This is a genomic window from Sphingobacterium bovisgrunnientis, assembly GCF_009829085.1.
GTDB classification, from domain to species: Bacteria; Bacteroidota; Bacteroidia; order Sphingobacteriales; family Sphingobacteriaceae; genus Sphingobacterium; species Sphingobacterium bovisgrunnientis.
This window is the reverse complement of the sequence record NZ_WUQY01000025.1, coordinates 37144-58131: the sequence shown is the minus strand read 5'-3', so window position 1 is coordinate 58131 and position 20988 is coordinate 37144. Positions and strand designations below refer to the sequence as shown.

Sequence of the window (20988 nt, the reverse complement as noted above, 5' to 3'; positions counted from 1 at the left end):
TTCTTATTTAGATTATTGTCTTATTCGTTTATTAATGTTTTTAATTGACCGTTTGATTTTATCAACTGCACTTCAGCTACTTTATAATTCAATAAAGCAGTATTTAAATTGTTTTGTGCATCTGCATAGGCATTCTCCGCATCAAGCAATTCTGTCAAAGTAGCTAAACCATTTTTATAGTTATTATTAGTATTATCCAATACTTCTTTAGCTAAATTTACGTTACTTCTGTTCGTATTAATTGTTAAAAGCGAATTCTTGATTTGTGTTTTCGCATTTTCATTTGCCAATGAAAGTCCTAATTTGGCGTCATCAATCTCTACTTGAGTTTTTCTGATTTCTATATTAGCTTGATTAATTCTAGATTTAGTAGCACCACCATTAAAAATTGGAATAGAAAGATTCAATCCTATACCCGAGAAATTAGACCATTTGAATCCATCTTTACCAAAAGTCGGGAATATATTTCCCATACCTAAATAGCCAAAATTACCAGTAAAAGAAAGTGAAGGATAATAATTAGAAACAATGGATTTACGATTTAATTCTAATAATTCACTTTGTTTATTCAAAAGTGCAATTTCAGTACGGCTATTTACATCGGCAGTCTCATAAATTTTCTCTAACGAAATATCAAAAGTCTCTTCTGGCAACACAACATCCTTTGTGATTTCCATACCAATTGCAAATTTCAACGCATTCTCTTGCAATTCTAATGCATTCAATACTTGCTGTCTTTGTGATTCTAAATTGTTTACAGCTACCGAAGTACGATCCAAATCAATTTTCTTACCAAGACCTGCATCTACCAAACCTTTAATTACATCGCGTGTCTTCTTTGTGCTTTCAAGGTTTATATCTAATGTTTTCAGTTGCAATTGTGTCTGAAATACTTGGTAATAAGAATTCGCTACCTTTTCGATAAGATTCTCTTCTGTAAGCGTATTATTTATCTGATAAAACTCACGAGTAGATTTAGCGGCCTTTAAGCCTGTGAATAAAGATTGGTTAAAAATCTGTTGTGATACAGATACTGCAGCGTTTGTTTGCCATTTCTGACCGAATGCTACCATTATTGTTTCACCTGGCTCCCCTCCAAAAATTTCTGCTGGTAAAGCGCTCTTTTGTAATAATGGATTATAAGTAAGTGTTCCGCTAGCATTGACCTGCGGTAATGCACCAGCACGCACTTCATCAATCAAATATTCGGAATTCTCTAATTCCAAAGCTGATTTTTTAGCATCGGCTTTGTTTTGCAACGCATATTTTATAGCATCTTGTAAAGTCAAAACCTCTTGCGCACTTGCATAAGAAGCACTGAACAGACCGGCTAATAAAACAGCTATTATTCTGATCCTTTTCATTTTATATATTAGTAACAATTCGTTCTTCAAAAATTAAATTGACAGCCTTCTTCTGACTATCTAATATTTTATTGATATTATCAATGTTTGGAATTCCACAAACAATATCCCTTACCGTATGATTCAACGCTAAGCCTTTTATTACACTGCGCAAGATAGCGGTAGACTCGTCCACATTTTCCATCTTTAAGCTTCCATCCAAGACAGCTTTGTTCATGAGCGATTGCAAAACTTCCAAATCTCTACATTCAATTTTCTCAATAAATTCTGTAAATGATTCATCTCTTATCCAATCAAGATTCTCGTTGATATACAACATGTAATGTTTACGCATATGCTCTGCACGAAAATCTAATAATGCAAATAAGCTACCCAAAAGGTCGCCATCGTAACTTTTAACTATCTCCTGTTCTTTTGCTAATAACGTATTTGAAATCGAGCAAATCACATCTTTTATTAAAGCAATCTTGTCAGGATAATAATAATACAGATTCGCTTTTGTGATTTTTACGTCATCCGCAATCTCATTCATGGTAGTTTTTGAAAAACCATAATGCGAAAAACGACGTATTGCAACCTCAATAATTTCCTCTTTTCTTTTATCCATTTTATATTTTTAACTTTTGACTTTTACAAAAGAATGTTCAAAAATACAAAAGGTTTAAATAGAATGTAGCATTGCATTAAAAAAATACAATTCCTTGACAAAAAAGTTTTGTTAAGTTTATAAACTGTTAGGTAAACAGTTTCAAGAATTTACGTTTATCCAGTTTGTATAATCTGGCAGCGCGATAGGAAACGCCCGTTTGAAATTCTTCTAATTCTTTGAGATAACCCAAATTGCTCATACGCTTTCTAAAGTTACGTTTGTCCAACGTCTCCCCTAAGATAGCTTCGTATATTTGTTGCAACTGTGTTAAAGTAAATTTTTCGGATAATAATTCGAATGGTGCTGTAGAGTAATTCAAATTACGTTTCAGTTTCTTAAGACCCAAACTTAGGATGTCATTGTGGTCAAAAGCTAATTCTGGGACATCATTCACATCAAACCATTTAGCTTGACGCATGTAATTTGTGACTGGCTTCACCTTATTCTTGACATCATCATAGCGAACTAATGCCATATACGCCACGGTAAGAATACGTCCTTCAGGGTGACGTTTTAGTCCTGCCATGGCAGCCAATTGCTCCAAGTAGATGTTTTTTAGTCCCGTATGTTCGTAAGCAATACGATTTACAGCCTGTTCCATCTCTTCTTGTTTGTCCACAAAATAACCAGGCATAGCCCACCAATCACGGTAAGGATATTCATTTCTTTCATTCAATAAGACCTTCAATTTACCTTCATGAAAAGTGAAGATCAAACAATCAACTGTAAAAAATGATAACATGATTTGCCCTATTAATTATTACAATTATAAATGGCGATTTATATGAAATCGACTCACTTACATTATTAAATTTTAATTCCTAAATACTGTATAATAAATAATACAGTGAAAGTTAATCACACATATTCTTCATAGGATAATCTTGATTAACAGCGACAAGATGAATAAAAATTGCCAAACAAACAAAAAAATATCCATAAATATTTAATAGTGTAAAAAATACACATTATATTCGTGGGAACTTAATCTAAATTACTTTGAAAAATATTAAAAGAATTGGAGTTTTTACATCAGGTGGTGACGCACCTGGCATGAATGCCGCAATCAGAGCGGTAGTGAGAACTGCTATTTATAACAATATAGCTGTTACTGGAATTTATCATGGATATCAAGGCTTAATCGATGGTTCTTTTGTAGACATGAACCGTCGCTCAGTAAGTTCAATCATACAAAAGGGCGGTACAATATTAAAATCAGCTCGTTGCTTAGAATTTAAGACCAAAGAAGGTAGACAAAAGGCTTACGAAAATCTTAAAGCAGAAGGAATAGATGCTTTGGTGGCTATCGGCGGTGACGGTACTTTTACTGGTGCAGATTTTTTCTCTAAAGAATTTGACATTCCTGTAATGTGTATACCAGGAACTATTGATAACGATCTATACGGCACAGATTATACATTAGGATACGATACTGCAAATAATACCGTAATCGAGGCTATTGACAAAATTCGTGACACAGCGTCCTCGCACAATCGCGTTTTCTTCGTAGAAGTAATGGGTAGAGATTCGGGATGTATTGCATTGAATGCCGGTGTAGGTGGAGGAGCAGAATCCATCTTACTGCCTGAATTAAATTCGGGTATCGACAACCTAATAGAAGAATTGGAGTTTGCGGAAGCACGCCAAAAAACATCTATGATCGTCATCATCGCAGAAGGTGATAAAAATGGTGGTGCATACAACGTAGCAAAAATTGTAAAAGAAAAAATTAATCATCTTGACATAAAAGTTAGTATCTTAGGGCATTTGCAACGTGGAGGTTCTCCATCGAGCTTCGACAGAGTACTCGCTACACGCATGGGATATACTGCTGTAAATGAATTGTTGAAAGGCAATACGCGTGGCACTATTGGTATCCGTGGCAACCAAATGATAATAACTCCATTAGAAGAAGCGTTAAACAATAAAGAGTTCAAATTGGACGATGAATTGTTAGAAATCGCAAACATTATGAACAAATAATATTCCATATGATTTTAGTAATTTTCACTGGATCGAGATATGCTGATTGGCGACTTGCCGAAAAAGGAAGACTGTTACACGGTTTTCGAACTGCTGGTATAAACTCGTATATTCAGGATGAAAATTTTATCAATCAATTGTTGAATAAAAACACAGATTTGCTTTATAACGCCGAAAAGATTCGAAAAATATTCTTTTTCGGTGCTGGGGCATCTTCCAAAGAGCGACAAGATAAGATAGTTCGCGTCTTTTCTAATTTTTTCAAAAATGCAAAAGTAAAAGCAGCGCATGACTTGGATGCCTCTGCCCTATCTACTTTTGGCGATGAAAAAGGCATCGTAGCAATTATGGGTTCTGGATCAAATGCGGCGTACTACACAGGCAAAAAAATTATACCCAACAATTATGGATTGGGTTATATTTTGGCTGACGAAGGATCGACAAACTGGATCGCGCAACAAGTATTACGCGATTATTTGACAGACGCAATGCCTCAAGGTTTTCGCGAAAAAATAGATGATAAATACAATTTGGATAGAAAGTACATTTTAGAAAAGCTGTATAATAACCCTAATCCGAATATTTTTCTGACATCGTTTGCGGATTTCTTCTATGAAAATCGCTATGACACGTACTTATCTAACATCATTAAGCGCGGCATAGATCTCTTTATCACTACCTATATATTGCCTTTATTGGATCAATATCCTGATTCTCCGATAAGTTTGACGGGATCTGTAGCCCACAATTACCAAGAGTGGCTTATGGAATTTGCGAAAGAGTACCATTTAAATATTCAAACAATAAATAAAGAACCTATACAAAATCTAATAAAATATTACATTAATAAAAATTAAGAAAATGAAAATTGGAATTAACGGATTTGGCCGTATTGGTCGTTTAGCTTTCAGAGCTGCTGTGAATCGTGCTGATATCGAAATCGTAGGTATCAACGATTTAGTAGAACCAGATTACATGGCTTACATGTTGAAATATGATTCTACACACGGTAAATTTGATGGCACTGTAGAAGTAAAAGATGGCAACTTAGTTGTTAACGGTAATACTATACGTGTGACTGCTGAAAAAGATCCAGCTAACTTAAAATGGGACGAAGTAGGTGCTGATGTTGTTATCGAATCTACTGGTCTTTTCTTAACACAAGACACTGCGCAAAAACACATTGATGCAGGTGCGAAAAAAGTTATCATGTCAGCTCCAGCTAAAGATGATACGCCTACATTCGTAATGGGTGTAAACCACAAAGAATTGACTGCTGATCAAAATATCGTTTCTAACGCTTCATGTACTACAAACTGTTTAGCGCCTATCGCTAAAGTATTGAATGATAAATTCGGTATCATTGAAGGTTTGATGACTACTGTTCACGCAGTAACTGCTACACAAAAAACGGTAGACGGTCCTTCAGTGAAAGACTGGAGAGGTGGACGTGGTGCTTACCAAAACATTATCCCTTCTTCTACAGGTGCTGCTAAAGCAGTAGGTTTAGTATTACCAGAATTGAAAGGTAAATTAACTGGTATGTCTTTCCGCGTACCTACAGCTGACGTTTCAGTAGTAGATTTAGTAGTTCGTTTAGAAAAAGGCGCTTCTTATGAAGACGTTAAGAAAGCGATGAAAGAAGCTTCTGAAGGCGAATTAGCAGGTATTTTGGGTTACACAGAAGATGAAGTTGTTTCTTCAGATTTCTTAGGTGATGCACGTACTTCAATCTTTGATGCTCAAGCTGGTATTTCATTGAATGACAACTTCGTGAAAGTAGTATCTTGGTACGACAACGAATGGGGTTACTCAAACAAAATCATTGACTTAGCGCAAGAAGTTGGTAAATTTATTAAATAAGTAAACCAGTCTTTACATACAAAAAGCATCTGAAATTCAGATGCTTTTTTGTTTAAAATAATTTAAACTTATAATTTATTGGTAGTAGCGTTTTAAACTATTCAAACCTACGAATAAAACCACAAGCAAATAATACCAATGAATAGGTATTTTGACTCTATAAAGCGTATCTAAGCCCCAAAGTGAACCATCGCTTCGGCATCACAACAGCTCCTGATTCTTGGTATGAAGCATTTGCAATATTCGTAATATCTGTATACACGTTCCACTGCTTCAACTTGTAACCTAATCTTACATCCGATACAAAATAGGGATCATTTAGTTCCCGTTTAATCCAACGATTACCCGTACTAAACTCCCAATATGGCGCACTATAGATTATTCGAAGCAAAGCTTGATGTTTCAAACTCTCTAGCACATATTTCGAAATAATTCCAGTTTGATACGTCAACTCTTCCGGCGATAGATTATTGTAACCCAAACTATACTTAAGTGTTCTGTCTTGTTGTAAAATATACGTACGACTTACAGAAACACTGACACCATGCATCTTCTGATTTCCTAAATTTGAAGGTTGAAATGGAATTTTACTGACTTCAGTAGGATCAGTAGTATTTCCAGCATTCTTAGTCCAGTCTACAAAATCATTAATATCACGGTAAAAGTAACGTATTTCCAATTGCGTTTCACCTATTTTACCTTGTAAGGATGACTCATACTGCCACGCATATTCCGATCGTAATTCAGGATTCCCAATATTAGCTGGTTGCTTGAGGTACAAATCCGTAAAAGATGGTACACGCTGACTTTTGCCAACATTTACATTCAATTTCCAATTCGGAACAAATTGATAACCTACATCTACCCCCGGAAATAATTCCCAACCATACTGACTGTTATAATTACTGTAAGTACCCAAATGCAACGTAATTTTCGGAAGCAATGTAGTTCTGTATTCTAAATAAGAACCAAAATTTTCGCGATCGTGATTCCCCAAATTCGTACTTTTAATATCCTCGTCTCGTACTTCCAATCCTAGTCCAAAATCACCAATATCCGTAGTCAATCTACTATTCAACTCGAATGACAAAGCGTTGTTCTTATGTTCTGAGCGCGCTTTACTCAGATCATTTCGGAAATAACGGTAATCGTCTGTGTTATATCGATTAGAAACGCGTGGGCTGATGTAAAACTTCTCACCTATATAATGTTTTGTGGAAAAATGAGCCATAAAAGTCTTCACCAATTCATAGGATTCCTTGTCGCCTGGCGCAGCATAATAACCATTTGCTCCAAATTCATTGGCAATATAACCAGCTGACCAATCTAATGAATTTGATTTATTTACCTCAAATGCACCTTGGTAATAAGCACGTATATCTTCTGTGGAACTATTATAACGCTGTCCATTGGATTTTTGGGTGGAGAAAGAAATCAGATTGTGGAATTGCTCATTTCCGACTTGACCAACGACTTGAGCTCCTCCACCCCAATACTTCCCTGTCCCATCCCCCTCTTCTTTATTTTCAAAAGAAGAACCGCTTTGTAAATGTACAGACAGCGAATTATTCGTGAAAGATTTCGTCACGATGTTAATCGCGCCCGTAAGCGCATTAATACCATATACACGCGCCATAGGTCCACGCAATACCTCAATGCGCTTGATAGCATCCAAGGCTACCGGAATATTCATGGTATGATGACCAGTCTGCGGATCAGAAATTTTTATGCCATTCAGCAAAATTAAGGCTTGTTCAAATGTTCCGCCGTCAATACTTATGTCCGCCTGCGTACCAAAAGGTCCACGCTGGCGGACATCCACGCCATTCATATAGGCAAGCACCTCATTTACAGATTTCACAGAAAGTTTGGCAATTTCTTCTTTCGTAATGATTTCTATATTCTTATTTCTTTCGTTAAATGGAATTTGTAGCCTATTTTCTGCTATTACAACTTCGGAAATAGAATCCGTTCGTAAAACTTTATTTTCCTGACCAAAGGAACTTTGTGCTAACAAAACGCTACAAAGAATTAAACTCGATTTATACATTTGCATATAGCTAATAATTATTTTTAGTGCTGCAAAAGTGCTATCTTTCGAGTCAAATAACTTAGTCCAGTTTAAATATAATGATTAGTCCAGTTTTACAAAGTATACTCACTTTTATAAAATTAAATAAACAAGATTCCACAGCACTTTATTTACAAATTTCGCAGGGAATCATTAATGCCATTCATACCAAAGCGATTAAAACTGGTGAAAAACTTCCAGGAACTCGGACGCTAAGCGAAAAACTGTATGTTCATCGCCAGACTACAGTAGCTGCATACGAAGAGCTTTCCGCTCAAGGTTGGGTAGATATTATACCTCAAAAGGGTGCTATTGTTTCGTCGAAAAAGATAAAATCTAAAACACAGCAACTCATAGAAACAACCAACACTCCTACAAAAACTGCATTCCCTGTAGAGACAAATTATGTGTTGGACTCACCTTATCAATCCATACAGACGGATTTGTATTTTACCGACGGAACTCCGGATTATAGATTAAATAATTTGAAAAGTTTAAATCAAATTTTCAGTGCAGCTTCTAGCAAAAAAAGAACTTCCAGACAGCTAAACAAAGATTTATTTACAGAAAGTAAGAGTTTGAAAAATCAAATTCAAAACTACTTATATATTACAAAAAGATTAGCCATTCAAACAAATCAAATTGTCACTTTTCAGAATAATCAACTGTCTATTCAAAATATTTTTCACACTCTCCTTAGATCAAACGACAAAGTTATTGTCCCTCAACTTGGCAATTTTGAAGTCAATATGAAGTTAAAGGAAAGACCGGTGGACTTAATCACAGTCAAGACAAATTCGCAAGGAATTGATATACATCATTTGGAAGAGATTCTCCAAAACGAGACAATTCGTGCACTTTACATTCAAACAAATAGCCTATACCCAACGACAACTGCTCTATTACAAACCAATAAAAGTAAGCTGCTGACCTTGTCTCAACAATATCAATTTGCAATAATTGAAGATGACAATAATACGGATTTCGTGTACACAAAGACGCCGCCAAACACCTTAAAAAGTATAGATGCACAAGGTTGGGTTATTTATGTAAATTCTTTTAAGAATTTATTGCCACATCCTTATGATCTCGGATTCGTTATTGCACCAGAAAATTTGATTACGGAACTTTCAAAAGTTAAAAAAATAAGTCAGTCCACATCAACTTACTTAATTGACGAAACATTAGCAGAATTCATCAAAGAAGGATTTCTACTACGACAACTCGAAAAATTGACTAAAATATACCATAAGCGTCGGGATAATTTTTCTTTGCTCTTGGAACAATATCTAGAAAAAAATCTTCAGTTTGAAAAACCAGAAATGGGATTGGCATTTTGGATTCAATTTAGTAAGCAAATACCATTATTATCTATTGCTAAATATTGTCTATCGAAAGGCCTTACTCTTCCAAATTATTTATTGTACCAAAATCAAAATTTAACGGGAATGCGCTTGGGGTTTGCACATTTAACAGAAACTGAAGCGGAAGAAGCAATAAACTTATTGAGTAAAGCTATTTATGAAGATATATATAAGTAAAAACTGTCTGCTATCCAAAATAGATTCCATAATAAAATCGAAATCACTTTATAATATAGCAGACAGTTAAAATATTTTATTTTCCTTCTAATGCAGAAAGCAATCCAGCTCTATACGAAGCGTCCTTTTCACCTATTTCAAAAGATCTTTTGTACAAATCCAGTGTTGCAAACACTTCAGCTGGTTCAGCTACAGCATTGTCAAAGAATAATTTAAAGCTATACGTAGACTTTGTACTTAAATCTACAGCTACTGTGTTCGACGAAAATACTGTTGGTAAGATGGTTGAACTCGCGAAAGCTCCAGCTGATTGCGCTCCAAATATTGTTGCTAAAGATTTCACTAAAGCATCCGATTCTGCGCCAATTGAAGACAGTTTGATCGCACCTTTTACAAATCCATCTTCTACAGGTCTACCTTGTCTATTCACACCTGGTGTGATATTTTTGAGAACTTCGACTTGCAAACCTACCGTATCTTGCTCAAAAACTGATTTTGCAACATACACATGTGACGAATCTGTTTGAGACTCATCCACAATACGTAAAAACAACTGTTGCTTGACTGCAGCCTTGTCGTTTGTTAATTTCTCTAAAGAAGGGGCTGTATTGCCAGACTTCTCTGAATTAGTGGAATTACCACAACTCGATAAAATCAAAGCAGTGATTACGCCTGTTGCAAATATGGATTTTATAGCTTTCATAGTTTTACTTTACTAGTTAAAGCATTCAAATTACAATAAAGTTTTATTTAATTAAAGCATTATATAAAATTTCAACTGGATGATATGATTTACGCGCTGCACCATCTTTAATTTGGTGACGACACGAAGTACCTGCTGCCGCAATAATTGTATCCGCATTCGCTGATCGAACTGCTGGCAACAATACCAATTCCGCTACTTTCATCGAAATATCATAATGCTCCTTCTCGTAACCGAATGATCCTGCCATACCACAACAGCCCGAAGGAATTACTTCCACCGTGTAATTTGAAGGAAGTGATAATACCTTTTCGGTATATCCAACCAAATGAAAAGCCTTTTGGTAACAGTGACCATGTAGTTTTATATGTTGCTTTTCTGCCGAAAATTGCTCCGCATGAATGTGACCTTTATCGATTTCTTGCGCTAAAAATTCATCTACCATGAAAGTATTAGCTGCAATTTTTTGTGCATCAATTTTCAAATCTGCGTCTACCAACGTCAAATACTCATCACGGAAAGTTATTATGGCTGAAGGCTCAACGCCCAAAAGTGGCGTCTCTGCCGATATTTTATCTTTCAACATCGACACATTCGTGTTTGCCAGTTTTTTCGCGGCTTTCACGAAACCTTTTGATAAATACGTACGTCCACTTTCTTTGTGTGGTGCAAATAAAACCTCATAACCCAAAGCCGTCAATAGCTTGTAGGCTGTTTGTCCAATACTAGTGTCGTTATAATCCGTAAATTCATCACAGAACAAATACACTTTGCGCTTAGATGTCGGTGTATTTTGTTTCTTCAACCACTGTTTCAATGTAGTGCCCGAAACTTCAGGCAATGAACGATAAGGCGCAAAACCAACAACTTGCTTGATGATACCTGACGTAAATTTATTTTGTGAGAAAAAGTTGTATAAAGGTGATACTAATGAGCCCAATTGTTGGGATTTCGTAAAATTAGCAATGACTTTCGAACGGAACGGCGCGCCATTCGCATCGTAATAATGCTGTAGAAATTCCGCTTTCATCTTAGCAACATCCACACTCGAAGGACATTCTGTTTTACAACCTTTACAGCTCAAACACAAATCCATCACTTCCTTTATCTCTTCGTGATCAAAACGATTTTGTTTTGTCGAATTTGTCAAAAACTGACGCAACATATTGGCACGTGCACGTGTCGTATCTTTCTCATTACGTGTCGCCATGAACGAAGGACACATTGTACCACCTGAAATTTCAGTCTTACGACAATCTCCAGAACCCGAACACTTCTCTGCTAAACGCAGAATGCTTTCATCTTTTGTGAAATCAAAATATGTTTTGATTTCTTTACCATCCACGACTTTATCATAGCGCAAGGACGTGTCCATTGGTGGCGTATTGACAATCTTATTGGCGTTGAAAATTCCTTTAGGGTCGAAGATATTTTTCACATCCTGCAACAAGGCGTACACCTTCTCACCCAATACTTTTCCGATGAATTCACCGCGCAAACGTCCATCGCCATGCTCACCACTCAATGAACCATTGTATTTCACCACTAAATCTGTTGTTTTCTCCAAAATCGAGCGAAATTGACGACGACCTTCTGGAGATTTTAGATTAACAAAAGGCTCAATATGCAATTCGCCTGCTCCTGCATGCGCATAGTACGAAGCATGAACACCCTCGTCCTTTAATAATTGCTGTACATCAGCGACATAGGCTGGCAGATCCGACGGAGACACCGCACAATCCTCTATTAAATTGACAGGTTGCTCATCTCCAGGGAGATTACGTATCAGACCAAGCCCAGCTTTACGGACATCCCATACCAAATTCGATTGCGTAGCACCCAATACCAATGGATAAGCATAGCCTAATCCTTTGCTGATTAGATCTTGTTTCAGAGCATCAGCCAGACGAATAATTTCTTCTTCAGAATCCGCTCTGAATTCTATGATTAACAACGCTTGCGGATCGCCTTGAATGAAAAAGCGGTTATATTGATAGGTTGGATGTCCTACAGTAAAATCTAATATATATTTGTCGACCAATTCTGATGCTTCGGGATTATGCGATAATGCGACAACATTCCCGTGCATACATTCCACCATATCTGCAAAATGCACGCACAACAAGCCGATTTCTTTTGGCGGTAACGGTCTTAATTGAATCTTGGCTTCCGTGACAATACCAATTGTCCCCTCCGAGCCAGCTAACAAATTACACAGGTTAAAGGGTTGGTTCGTATCTACCAAGTAATCTAGCGCGTAGCCTGTATTTCGGCGGGTAATATCTTTTTTTGGATAGCCCGAATTTATAAGTTCAATATTTTCTTTGTTAGTGATGATGTCGTTCAGTTGACGATAAATTTCGCCTTCACGATCTTTTTGAGCTAACTTAGAAAAATATTCTTGAGGATTTAACTCTCTGAAAATAACCTCTGTACCATCATTCAACAAAACATTTGCTTCCAATAGATTTTCTCGTGTATCGCCCCAGACAATTGAGTGCAAACCCGATGAGTTATTGCCGATCATTCCCCCCACCATTGCACGATTTGCAGTAGAAGTTTCAGGACCAAACATTAATCCAAAAGTTTTCAAGTAAGCATTCAAATCATCACGAATAACGCCTGGTTGTACGCGCGCCCATTGTTCCTTTTTGTTAACTTCTAGTATTTGGTTGAAAAACTTAGATACATCCACCACAATGCCTTTTCCGACCACTTGTCCCGCTAGTGAAGTTCCAGCAGTACGCGGAATCAAGGTCATATGGTTTGCATTTGCATAAGCAATTAATTTAAGCAAATCTGTTTTGGTATGTGGTATAGCTACGGCTAATGGTTTTTCTTGATACACAGAGGCATCTGTTGAATAAGCCACTAATATAGTTTGGTGTTTAGGATTGTTTTCTTGAAAATACAACTCCCCCTCTAATTCAGTATTCAGTTTTTCTAAAGACAGTAACATACTTTTGGTAAAAAATGAGCAATAACATAACAAATCTACATAAAGTATGTTATTTTTGATAGTATTTGCATGTAAATATTTATGTTTTTTCGTGTTTATTTATAAATAACGCACAAAAACGCATTGACAATTATACAACTACTTATTGCAGATCAATAAAAACATTTCGCCTACCACTGAATTATATTCTTAATTTTAAATTATAATTTGAATTATATTCTGATATTTAGTAAATTTGCAGAATTATGGGAAAATTAGAAATTTCACTCGATAACATTGATTACCAAATATTGCGCATTATGCAAAACAATGCCCGTACAAATAATGCGGATATTGCGCGCGAATTGGGCATGGCGCCTTCAGCTATTTTGGAGCGTGTTAAAAAATTAGAACAAAAAGAAGTTATTCTACAGTATAATGCAAAGATCAACCCATCTGCATTAGATCAAAATTTACTTTCTTTCATCTTTATCAAAACTTCGGATATCATTGGCGAGCAAGGTGTCGCTTACACCTTAGCCGAAATTCCAGAAGTACAAGAAGTACACGATATCGCAGGTGATGATGGTTACCTAATTAAAGTCCGCACAAATGACGCTGCTGGCTTAGTGGATTTAATGCGTAATACGTTGGGAAAAATCGAAGGTATCATATCCACACGCACCACGATTGTGTTAGAAACCGTAAAAGAAGAACAAAAATTAGTTATTCCAAATCCAAACGCATAATGGAAGAAAAAAAAGCATCCTTAGCCAAAATTATAGCAGCCTACGCGATTGTATATATCGTATGGGGTTCTACTTTTTTCTTTATTGAGGAAGCTTTACGCTCTTTTCCACCATTTGTCTTGGGATCTATACGATTTATAATAGCTGGTACATTTTTGATGGGCTATTGCAAATTGCGAGGCTATACGATTTTCAACAGAGCTGAAATCAAGCAAGCCGTTTTTATTGGATTCTTATTGCTTTTTGTGGATATGGCAGCTATTATCTGGTCAGAGCAATATATATCTAGTGGCATTGTATCTATCCTATCCGCCGCTACTGCGATATGGTTTATTGTTTTGGACAAGCCAAAATGGAAAGAAAATTTCTCTAGTATACCCACATTATTGGGGCTCGCTTTCGGCTTCGCAGGGGTAGTTATGCTTTTTGCGGAACAACTAATGACAAACACCATTCCTGCCGAAGAACGATCTCAGAATATCACAGCCATGGTTGTATTAGTTCTTGGCACGATTGGTTGGACGATTGGATCTTTGTATTCTAAATACAATCAAAAACCAAGATCTGCCGACCAAAAGAAAGAACCATCACTAAATGTAATGGTCAAAACAGCTTGGCAAATGGTGACGGCAGGTATTGCGTTTACGCTAGTGGCATCCATAAAAGGCGAATACAGCACATTTGATTATACACAGGTACATTCCGCTGATTGGGGCGCTATGATTTATCTCGTGTTGATGGGATCAATTTTGGCATTTAGCTCCTATATTTGGTTATTGCAAGTAAGACCAGCAACAGAAGTTAGTACTTATGCTTATGTCAATCCAATAGTAGCACTAGCGTTAGTTTACTTTTTCTCGGATCATCAAGTCACCATCCTTCAAATCGCAGGTTTAGGCATTGTGCTGGTGTCTGTATTACTGATGAACTGGAACTTGTACAAAGATAATCGAACATTTAGGGCTATTCGCTACCGCAAAAAACTCAAAAAATTACGCCATATGGCGCCAAAGAGCAGTATTCCGCGAATTATAGAGGTCGCAGACTTTCAACGAAAAGAGAAAGAAAAAGCACAGAAAAAAGAGAAAAGCATTTCATAAGAAATGCTTTTTTTTATTGAAATGCTTTTCATTGAACTCTCCAGCATTTATAAAACTGTACTAGATATTGCGGCATAAATCTCTTTTGTAGATATATAATTATGTCCAAATAACTTTTGAATATATAATTTTATGCTTACCATCAATAGATTAAAAAATAACAAGGCGAACAAATAATTGTTCGCCTTGAAGCACTATTATAAATTATGAAAAACTACTTGTTAAGGTAGTAACACCTGATCTATTAAATGAACAACACCATTACTTGCCATAATATTTACTGATGTAATTGCTGATGCAGTCGTATTTGCCTTACCTTTAATTGTGGCAGTCGTTCCCAATGCTACAGATAATGTACCGCCATTGACAGTAGTCAGACTTTGTCCATTCGTAAGATCAGAGGAGAAAGCACGCGCAGACAGAACATGATATGTCAAAATACTAGCTAAAGTATTAGGATCAGCAGCCTCAATAGCTGCTATCGTAGGAAATCCAGCATTAATGAACGCTTGATTTGTTGGAGCAAATACAGTAAATGGTCCTGCTGATGTTAAAACTTGTGCGACATTTGTTGTGCCTTGACTTGCCCTCAAAACAGCTGCAACCAAATAGCTAAGGTTAGCGTTTGCCTGCGCGACTTCTACTAAGTTCCCTGCAGCAGGCATCAACACACGTTCTAGAGAATGTATAACCCCATTGCTCGCCATAATATCAGCTTGTTTAACTTTCCAGCCATTTACAAATACACCATTACTATTTTTTGTGATGTACACGTCGTCACCATTAGCAGTTTCTACTGCGATATTCGATCCTGTTTGAATACTGGCAGAATTAACTTTTGAGCTCAAAGTATGATACAATAAAATTTCTTTAAGCTGATCTGATGATAAATCCTGAATAACACTTGAGGTAACCCCAGAAGCGTTAAAAGCTTCATTATCTGGCGCAAATACTGTAAATGGCCCATTTCCATTCAGAACTGATGATAAATTAGCTTTTATTACAGCTGATTCTAATGTAGAGAAATTAGCAGACCCAACCACTACATCAACAATTGAACTATTCTCCTCAACAATAATCTCATCATCCGAACATGAAACTAGAAATGAAGATAATCCAACCATAGATACTGCTAAAAAGCGTTTTGAAAAATTTAATAAATTGAGTTCCATATTAAATGTGTTTTATAAAAGTAAATTAGTATAATATTATACAATTATAAATTATTTTAGTTTTTAAAAACACAAATAAATTGTCAAAAAATTGTAATATGGTATATAATTATACTAAAAATGTATTTATACAAATTTTTCCATGAAATTATTAAAAACTATATCTTACATATTGTTTTAAAAAACAAGCATTAATTTTATTTTGTTATAAAGAGTTTGAAACAAAAAATAATACTAGTACTACAATTCCTTTGTTGCAAATCAAGTCATATAAATTGATAAATTTTAAATTTAGTCCTTTATAAAACTCTGTTAATTTTTACTATATTGAATTACAAAACCTAAGAATTACCTATTGAAATTTATCTAAAAAATGCAGGTAAGTTTGAGTAATTTTGTTTGTTCAAGCGAGGAAGAGTAAGAGATATGTATATAATTTTTGATACCGAGACAACAGGTTTACCAAAACGTTGGGATGCGCCTATCACAGATACAGACAATTGGCCTAGATGTATTCAGATAGCTTGGCAATTGCATGATGAAATGGGTAATCTAATCGAACATCAAGATTATTTGATCAAACCCGATGGATTTAATATACCATTTGATTCTGAGAAAATTCATGGTATTTCGACAGAATTAGCTACAGAACAAGGTGTACCTTTACCAGAAGTATTGGTAAAATTCAACGAAGCATTAGCCAAAGCTAAATTTGTAGTAGGCCAAAATATTGGCTTCGATTTGAACATCATGGGCTGTGAGTTTTATCGCTATGCTGTGGATTCGCCGATGTCCCAGATGCCGGTTCTTGACACCTGTACAGAGGTTACCGCTGAATTATTAAAGTTACCCGGAGGACGTGGTGGCCGATTTAAATTACCGAACTTAACAGAACTTCACTCCTATTTGTTTGGTGTTCCATTTGCTGAGGCACATAATGCAACAGCCGATGTGGAGGCGACTACACGTTGTTTTTTTGAGTTAGTACGTCGTGAAGTCTTTACGGCCGAAGAACTGCAAGTTGATACAGGTTATTTTGTAGATTTTAAAAAACATAATCCTTCTGTTATTCCTACAGTTGGACTAAAACATGTAAACCTCAAAGCAGCTTCAGATGCTATCCGTAGCCGAGAGAAATCTTCTTCTATTATTGAAGTAGATTCTGAGACATTAGAAGCATTACAAGAAGCAGCATTTGCACATTTGCACAACCATTCACAATTTTCTGTATTGCAATCAACCATTTCTATTGGTGATCTAGTTTCTGCAGCAGCGAAACACAATATGCCAGCTGTAGCGTTGACTGATCATGGAAATATGATGGGGGCATTTCATTTTGTAAGTAAAGTTCTTGGTCACAATAAAGAGGTAGAGGCTAAAAATCAAGAAGCAATTGAAGCTGGTGAAGAACCAACGGCCAAACCAATAAAGCCAATCGTAGGTTGTGAATTTTTTATTTGTGAAGACCGTAAAGATAAAACTCGTAAGGACAATGGTTATCAAGTTGTGTTCTTAGCTAAGAATAAAGCTGGATATCATAACTTAGCCAAAATGGCTTCCATCGCATATACGGAAGGATTTTATTACGTCCCACGTATTGACAAAGCAGTTGTGGAACAGTATAAGGAAAATTTGATTGTACTTTCCGGAAATTTGCAAGGTGAAGTGCCAAATAAGGTATTAAATATTGGCGAGAATCAAGCCGAAGAAGCTCTTCTTTGGTGGAAGGAACAATTTGGCGATGATTTTTATATGGAGATCATGCGTCACGGTCAAGAAGATGAGAACCGTGTGAATGATACGCTTATTTCACTTGCTAAAAAACATGATGTCAAGTTAATCGCTACCAATAATACTTATTACGTAAATAAAGCTGATGCACACGCACATGACATTTTATTGTGTGTAAAAGACGGTGAAAAGCTCACCACACCAGTAGGTCGTGGTAGAGGGTTTCGCTTTGGTTTACCAAACCAAGAATATTATTTCAAATCTTCGCATGAAATGAAAAAGGCATTTGCAGATTTACCTGATGCCATAATCAATATTCAAGAAGTAATTGATAAAGTGGAGATTTATTCACTTTACCGCGATGTACTTCTACCGAAGTTCGAAATTCCAGATGAATTCATACACGCTGAAGATGATGTTGATGGTGGAAAAAGAGGAGAAAATGCTTTCCTTCGCCATCTAACATACGAGGGTGCCAAAAGAAGATACAAAGAATTAACTGCAGAAATTACAGAACGTTTGGACTTTGAGTTAGAAACAATCGAACGTACTGGATATCCCGGTTATTTCTTAATTGTACAGGATTTCATCGCAGAAGCTCGAAGAATGGGCGTTTCTGTAGGTCCAGGACGTGGCTCAGCGGCTGGTTCAGCTGTAGCGTACTGTTTGGGTATTACAAACTTAGACCCTATTATGTACGATTTACTTTTTGAGCGTTTCTTGAATCCAGACCGTGTATCGATGCCCGATATTGATATTGACTTTGACGATGAAGGTCGTGGTCGTGTGATGCAATATGTAATTGATAAATACGGTGCATCTCAAGTTGCGCAAATAATTACGTATGGTACAATGGCTGCCAAATCATCGATTAAAGATACTGGACGTGTACTAGATTTACCGTTGGCTGATACCAATGAAATTGCGAAGCTTATTCCAAATTTAAAGCTAAACAAAATCTTTAATATGGATGAGAAAGCGCTGAAGGAAGTGCTTCGTACGGAAGAGTTTGAAGCTGTAAATAAGCTGAAGTCGATGGCAGATGGTGCTGGATTGGAAGCAGAAATCATCAAGCAAGCGCGTGTATTAGAAGGCTCGATGCGAAATACGGGTATCCACGCCTGTGGTGTAATTATTACACCAGATGATATTACAAACTTTGTTCCTGTTTCACTAGCGAAAGATTCGGATTTATACGTTACGCAATTTGACAACTCAGTCGTTGAAAGTGCGGGATTACTCAAAATGGACTTTTTGGGGTTAAAAACATTAACCCTTATCAAGGATACTGTTGCAAACGTTCGTTTGAGACATGGTATAGAATTAGATCCTGACAACTTTCCTATCGACGACGAATTGACTTACGAACTTTTCCAGCGTGGTGAAACAATCGGGGTATTCCAGTACGAATCTCCGGGAATGCAGAAATACATGAAGGAACTTAAGCCAACTGTATTTGCCGATTTAATCGCCATGAATGCCTTATATCGTCCAGGCCCGATGGAGTACATACCTTCGTTTATTAAGCGTAAACATGGAATTGAGCCTATTACCTATGATTTAGATGCTTGCGAAGAGTACTTAAAAGAAACTTACGGTATTACGGTTTACCAAGAGCAGGTAATGCTTTTATCCCAAAAATTGGCTGGCTTCTCCAAAGGTGATGCCGACGTTTTGCGTAAAGCAATGGGTAAAAAGCAAAAAGTGGTTTTGGATAAAATGAAGCCTAAATTCGTAAATCAAGCAGCTGAAAAAGGGCATAGTCCAAAAGTCTTAGAAAAAATTTGGACCGACTGGGAAGCTTTTGCGAGTTATGCTTTCAACAAATCACACTCTACGTGTTATGCTTGGGTTGCCTATCAAACTGCGTATTTGAAAGCACATTATCCTGCGGAATATATGGCTGCTGTACTATCGAATAACATGAACGATATCAAGCAAGTGACCTTTTTTATGGAAGAGTGTAAGCGAATGGGCTTAACAGTATTAGGTCCAGATGTCAATGAGTCACATTATAAGTTTACAGTAAACGAAATTGGTGCAATTCGATTTGGTATAGGTGCGGTTAAAGGTGTAGGTGCTGGTGCGGTCGACACAATTGTGCAGACACGCAGCGAAGGCCCCTATAAGTCCATATTTGACTTTGCTAAACGTATTGATTTGCGTGCAGCCAATAAAAAAGCTTTTGAGTCATTGGCCTATGCCGGTGGATTCGATGGCTTTACTGATACGCATCGTGCACAATATTTCTTCAAAGATGGAGACAACACAACTGGAATTGAAAAAGCGGTAAAGTTTGCGCAACGTTTTAAAGAAAATGAAAGTTCAGCACAAGCTTCATTATTTGGAGGTGGTGCAGCAACAGCATTGCCAGAACCAGTTTTAGCACCTTGCCAACCGTGGGGACTGATTGAAAAATTAAAATACGAAAAAGATGTGATTGGTATTTACCTTACCTCTCACCCACTCGACAATTACAAATTTGAAATAAATCATTTCTGTCAAAATAGAGTGTCAGAATTACAATTGATAAATAAAGTTAAAGCTTCTGAAGTCGATGAAGAGGTATTATTGGAATTTAACAAGATCAAAAATAAAGAAATCGTAATTGGTGGAATCATTGCAAATGCAGCACATCGCGTCTCAAAAGCTGGAAAACCTTTTGGATCATTTATTATCGAAGATTATTCAGACTCTTACGATATTGCTGTTTTTGGTGAAGATTACGTGAAGTTCAAAAGTTATTTGGAAGATGGCTATTTCGTTCAAATTCGTGGCTTAGTACAAGAGCGTTTCCGACAAGTTGGCAACTGGGGTTTTGAGCTTAAAAGCATTCAACTTTTGTCTGAATTGCGAGACAAGTTCGCAAAAGATTTCACTATTCAAATCGCTTTACATCAACTTAATGATGAAATGATTCACAAGATTCACGACCTCGTCGAATCAACTGTGCCCGAAGGTGAAGTTGCCACGTGTTCATTGAAATTTATGGTGGTTGATGTCAAAGAAAATATCATGGTAGAAATGCCTGCGAAGTCTAAAAAAATTAAAATCACCAACGAATTACTTGAAACCATTGAAGAAATGGAAGGCGTTAAATATAAATTAAATTGATAGGGTATAG

14 protein-coding genes are annotated in these 20988 nt (G+C 36.5%); 7 read left to right on the top strand and 7 right to left on the bottom strand.

Features of this window, described 5'->3' with window-relative positions; genetic code table 11:
- Nucleotides 1-20: 20 nt before the first annotated feature.
- The 3 genes from GOQ16_RS12310 to GOQ16_RS12300 all read right to left on the bottom strand — a co-directional run bounded on the left by GOQ16_RS12310 (nt 21) and on the right by GOQ16_RS12300 (nt 2755).
- Nucleotides 21-1364, bottom strand: coding sequence for a TolC family protein (locus GOQ16_RS12310; RefSeq protein ID WP_160069554.1), 1344 nt, complete (start codon nt 1362-1364; stop codon nt 21-23).
- Between the two features lies 1 nt (nt 1365).
- Nucleotides 1366-1971 (bottom strand): TetR/AcrR family transcriptional regulator, encoded by a 606-nt coding sequence (locus tag GOQ16_RS12305; protein ID WP_160069553.1) that lies wholly within the window; start codon nt 1969-1971, stop codon nt 1366-1368.
- A 127-nt stretch (nt 1972-2098) separates the two neighbouring features.
- Nucleotides 2099-2755 carry an NUDIX hydrolase gene (locus GOQ16_RS12300; RefSeq protein ID WP_160069552.1) on the bottom strand — a complete coding sequence of 219 codons (657 nt, stop codon included), beginning with the start codon at nt 2753-2755 and terminating at the stop codon, nt 2099-2101.
- Nucleotides 2756-3012: 257 nt separating this feature from the next.
- Here GOQ16_RS12300 and pfkA point away from each other — a divergent pair, with 257 nt between their 5' ends.
- From pfkA to gap, 3 genes are read left to right on the top strand one after another with little or no spacing between them, the layout of a single operon-like run.
- Nucleotides 3013-3996: a 6-phosphofructokinase gene (pfkA, locus tag GOQ16_RS12295; protein WP_149915691.1), complete on the top strand. Its 984-nt coding sequence runs from the start codon at nt 3013-3015 to the stop codon at nt 3994-3996.
- Between the two features lie 8 nt (nt 3997-4004).
- The gene (locus tag GOQ16_RS12290) at nt 4005-4853 is read left to right on the top strand and encodes a hypothetical protein (RefSeq protein WP_149915690.1); all 849 of its coding nucleotides are present in this window, start codon (nt 4005-4007) and stop codon (nt 4851-4853) included.
- A 4-nt stretch (nt 4854-4857) separates the two neighbouring features.
- A complete protein-coding gene (gene gap, locus GOQ16_RS12285) occupies nt 4858-5859 on the top strand; it encodes a type I glyceraldehyde-3-phosphate dehydrogenase (protein WP_149915689.1) in 1002 nt (333 codons plus the stop codon).
- Nucleotides 5860-6016: 157 nt separating this feature from the next.
- Here the strand turns inward: gap and GOQ16_RS12280 are convergent, their stop codons facing one another.
- Nucleotides 6017-7876, bottom strand: a complete 1860-nt coding sequence (locus GOQ16_RS12280) for a TonB-dependent receptor plug domain-containing protein (RefSeq protein ID WP_160069551.1) — start codon at nt 7874-7876, stop codon at nt 6017-6019.
- A gap of 113 nt (nt 7877-7989) precedes the next feature.
- Between GOQ16_RS12280 and GOQ16_RS12275 the strand changes: the two genes are divergently transcribed.
- Nucleotides 7990-9471, top strand: coding sequence for an aminotransferase-like domain-containing protein (locus tag GOQ16_RS12275; RefSeq protein WP_160069550.1), 1482 nt, complete (start codon nt 7990-7992; stop codon nt 9469-9471).
- 76 nt (nt 9472-9547) lie between these two features.
- Here GOQ16_RS12275 and GOQ16_RS12270 read toward each other — a convergent pair whose 3' ends face one another.
- A complete protein-coding gene (locus GOQ16_RS12270) occupies nt 9548-10174 on the bottom strand; it encodes a hypothetical protein (protein ID WP_160069549.1) in 627 nt (208 codons plus the stop codon).
- 43 nt (nt 10175-10217) lie between these two features.
- Nucleotides 10218-13133, bottom strand: coding sequence for an FAD-binding and (Fe-S)-binding domain-containing protein (locus tag GOQ16_RS12265; protein ID WP_160069548.1), 2916 nt, complete (start codon nt 13131-13133; stop codon nt 10218-10220).
- A gap of 245 nt (nt 13134-13378) precedes the next feature.
- On the opposite strand from GOQ16_RS12265, the gene GOQ16_RS12260 reads away from it, so the two are divergent.
- On the top strand, nt 13379-13861 hold the full coding sequence (locus tag GOQ16_RS12260) for an Lrp/AsnC family transcriptional regulator (protein WP_149915684.1): 483 nt from the start codon (nt 13379-13381) through the stop codon (nt 13859-13861).
- Entirely contained in the window at nt 13861-14961 is a 1101-nt protein-coding gene (locus GOQ16_RS12255) for an EamA family transporter (protein WP_160069547.1), read from the top strand. The genes GOQ16_RS12260 and GOQ16_RS12255 overlap by 1 nt, the downstream gene beginning before the upstream one ends.
- A gap of 221 nt (nt 14962-15182) precedes the next feature.
- Here GOQ16_RS12255 and GOQ16_RS12250 read toward each other — a convergent pair whose 3' ends face one another.
- A complete protein-coding gene (locus GOQ16_RS12250; RefSeq protein ID WP_160069546.1) occupies nt 15183-16133 on the bottom strand; it encodes a fasciclin domain-containing protein in 951 nt (316 codons plus the stop codon).
- Nucleotides 16134-16559: 426 nt separating this feature from the next.
- Between GOQ16_RS12250 and dnaE the strand changes: the two genes are divergently transcribed.
- The gene (gene dnaE / locus GOQ16_RS12245) at nt 16560-20978 is read left to right on the top strand and encodes a DNA polymerase III subunit alpha (protein ID WP_160069545.1); all 4419 of its coding nucleotides are present in this window, start codon (nt 16560-16562) and stop codon (nt 20976-20978) included.
- Nucleotides 20979-20988 lie beyond the last annotated feature (10 nt).

Excerpts from the sequence above, each read along its gene's own strand:
- GOQ16_RS12260 (WP_149915684.1), top strand. The coding sequence starts at position 13,379 with ATGGGAAAATTAGAAATTTCACTCGATAACATTGATTACCAAATATTG.
- GOQ16_RS12275 (WP_160069550.1), top strand. The coding sequence starts at position 7,990 with ATGATTAGTCCAGTTTTACAAAGTATACTCACTTTTATAAAATTAAAT.
- GOQ16_RS12255 (WP_160069547.1), top strand. The coding sequence starts at position 13,861 with ATGGAAGAAAAAAAAGCATCCTTAGCCAAAATTATAGCAGCCTACGCG.
- GOQ16_RS12270 (WP_160069549.1), bottom strand. The coding sequence starts at position 10,174 with ATGAAAGCTATAAAATCCATATTTGCAACAGGCGTAATCACTGCTTTG.
- GOQ16_RS12265 (WP_160069548.1), bottom strand. The coding sequence starts at position 13,133 with ATGTTACTGTCTTTAGAAAAACTGAATACTGAATTAGAGGGGGAGTTG.
- GOQ16_RS12290 (WP_149915690.1), top strand. The coding sequence starts at position 4,005 with ATGATTTTAGTAATTTTCACTGGATCGAGATATGCTGATTGGCGACTT.
- GOQ16_RS12310 (WP_160069554.1), bottom strand. The coding sequence starts at position 1,364 with ATGAAAAGGATCAGAATAATAGCTGTTTTATTAGCCGGTCTGTTCAGT.
- dnaE (WP_160069545.1), top strand. The coding sequence starts at position 16,560 with ATGTATATAATTTTTGATACCGAGACAACAGGTTTACCAAAACGTTGG.
- gap (WP_149915689.1), top strand. The coding sequence starts at position 4,858 with ATGAAAATTGGAATTAACGGATTTGGCCGTATTGGTCGTTTAGCTTTC.
- GOQ16_RS12300 (WP_160069552.1), bottom strand. The coding sequence starts at position 2,755 with ATGTTATCATTTTTTACAGTTGATTGTTTGATCTTCACTTTTCATGAA.
- GOQ16_RS12305 (WP_160069553.1), bottom strand. The coding sequence starts at position 1,971 with ATGGATAAAAGAAAAGAGGAAATTATTGAGGTTGCAATACGTCGTTTT.
- GOQ16_RS12250 (WP_160069546.1), bottom strand. The coding sequence starts at position 16,133 with ATGGAACTCAATTTATTAAATTTTTCAAAACGCTTTTTAGCAGTATCT.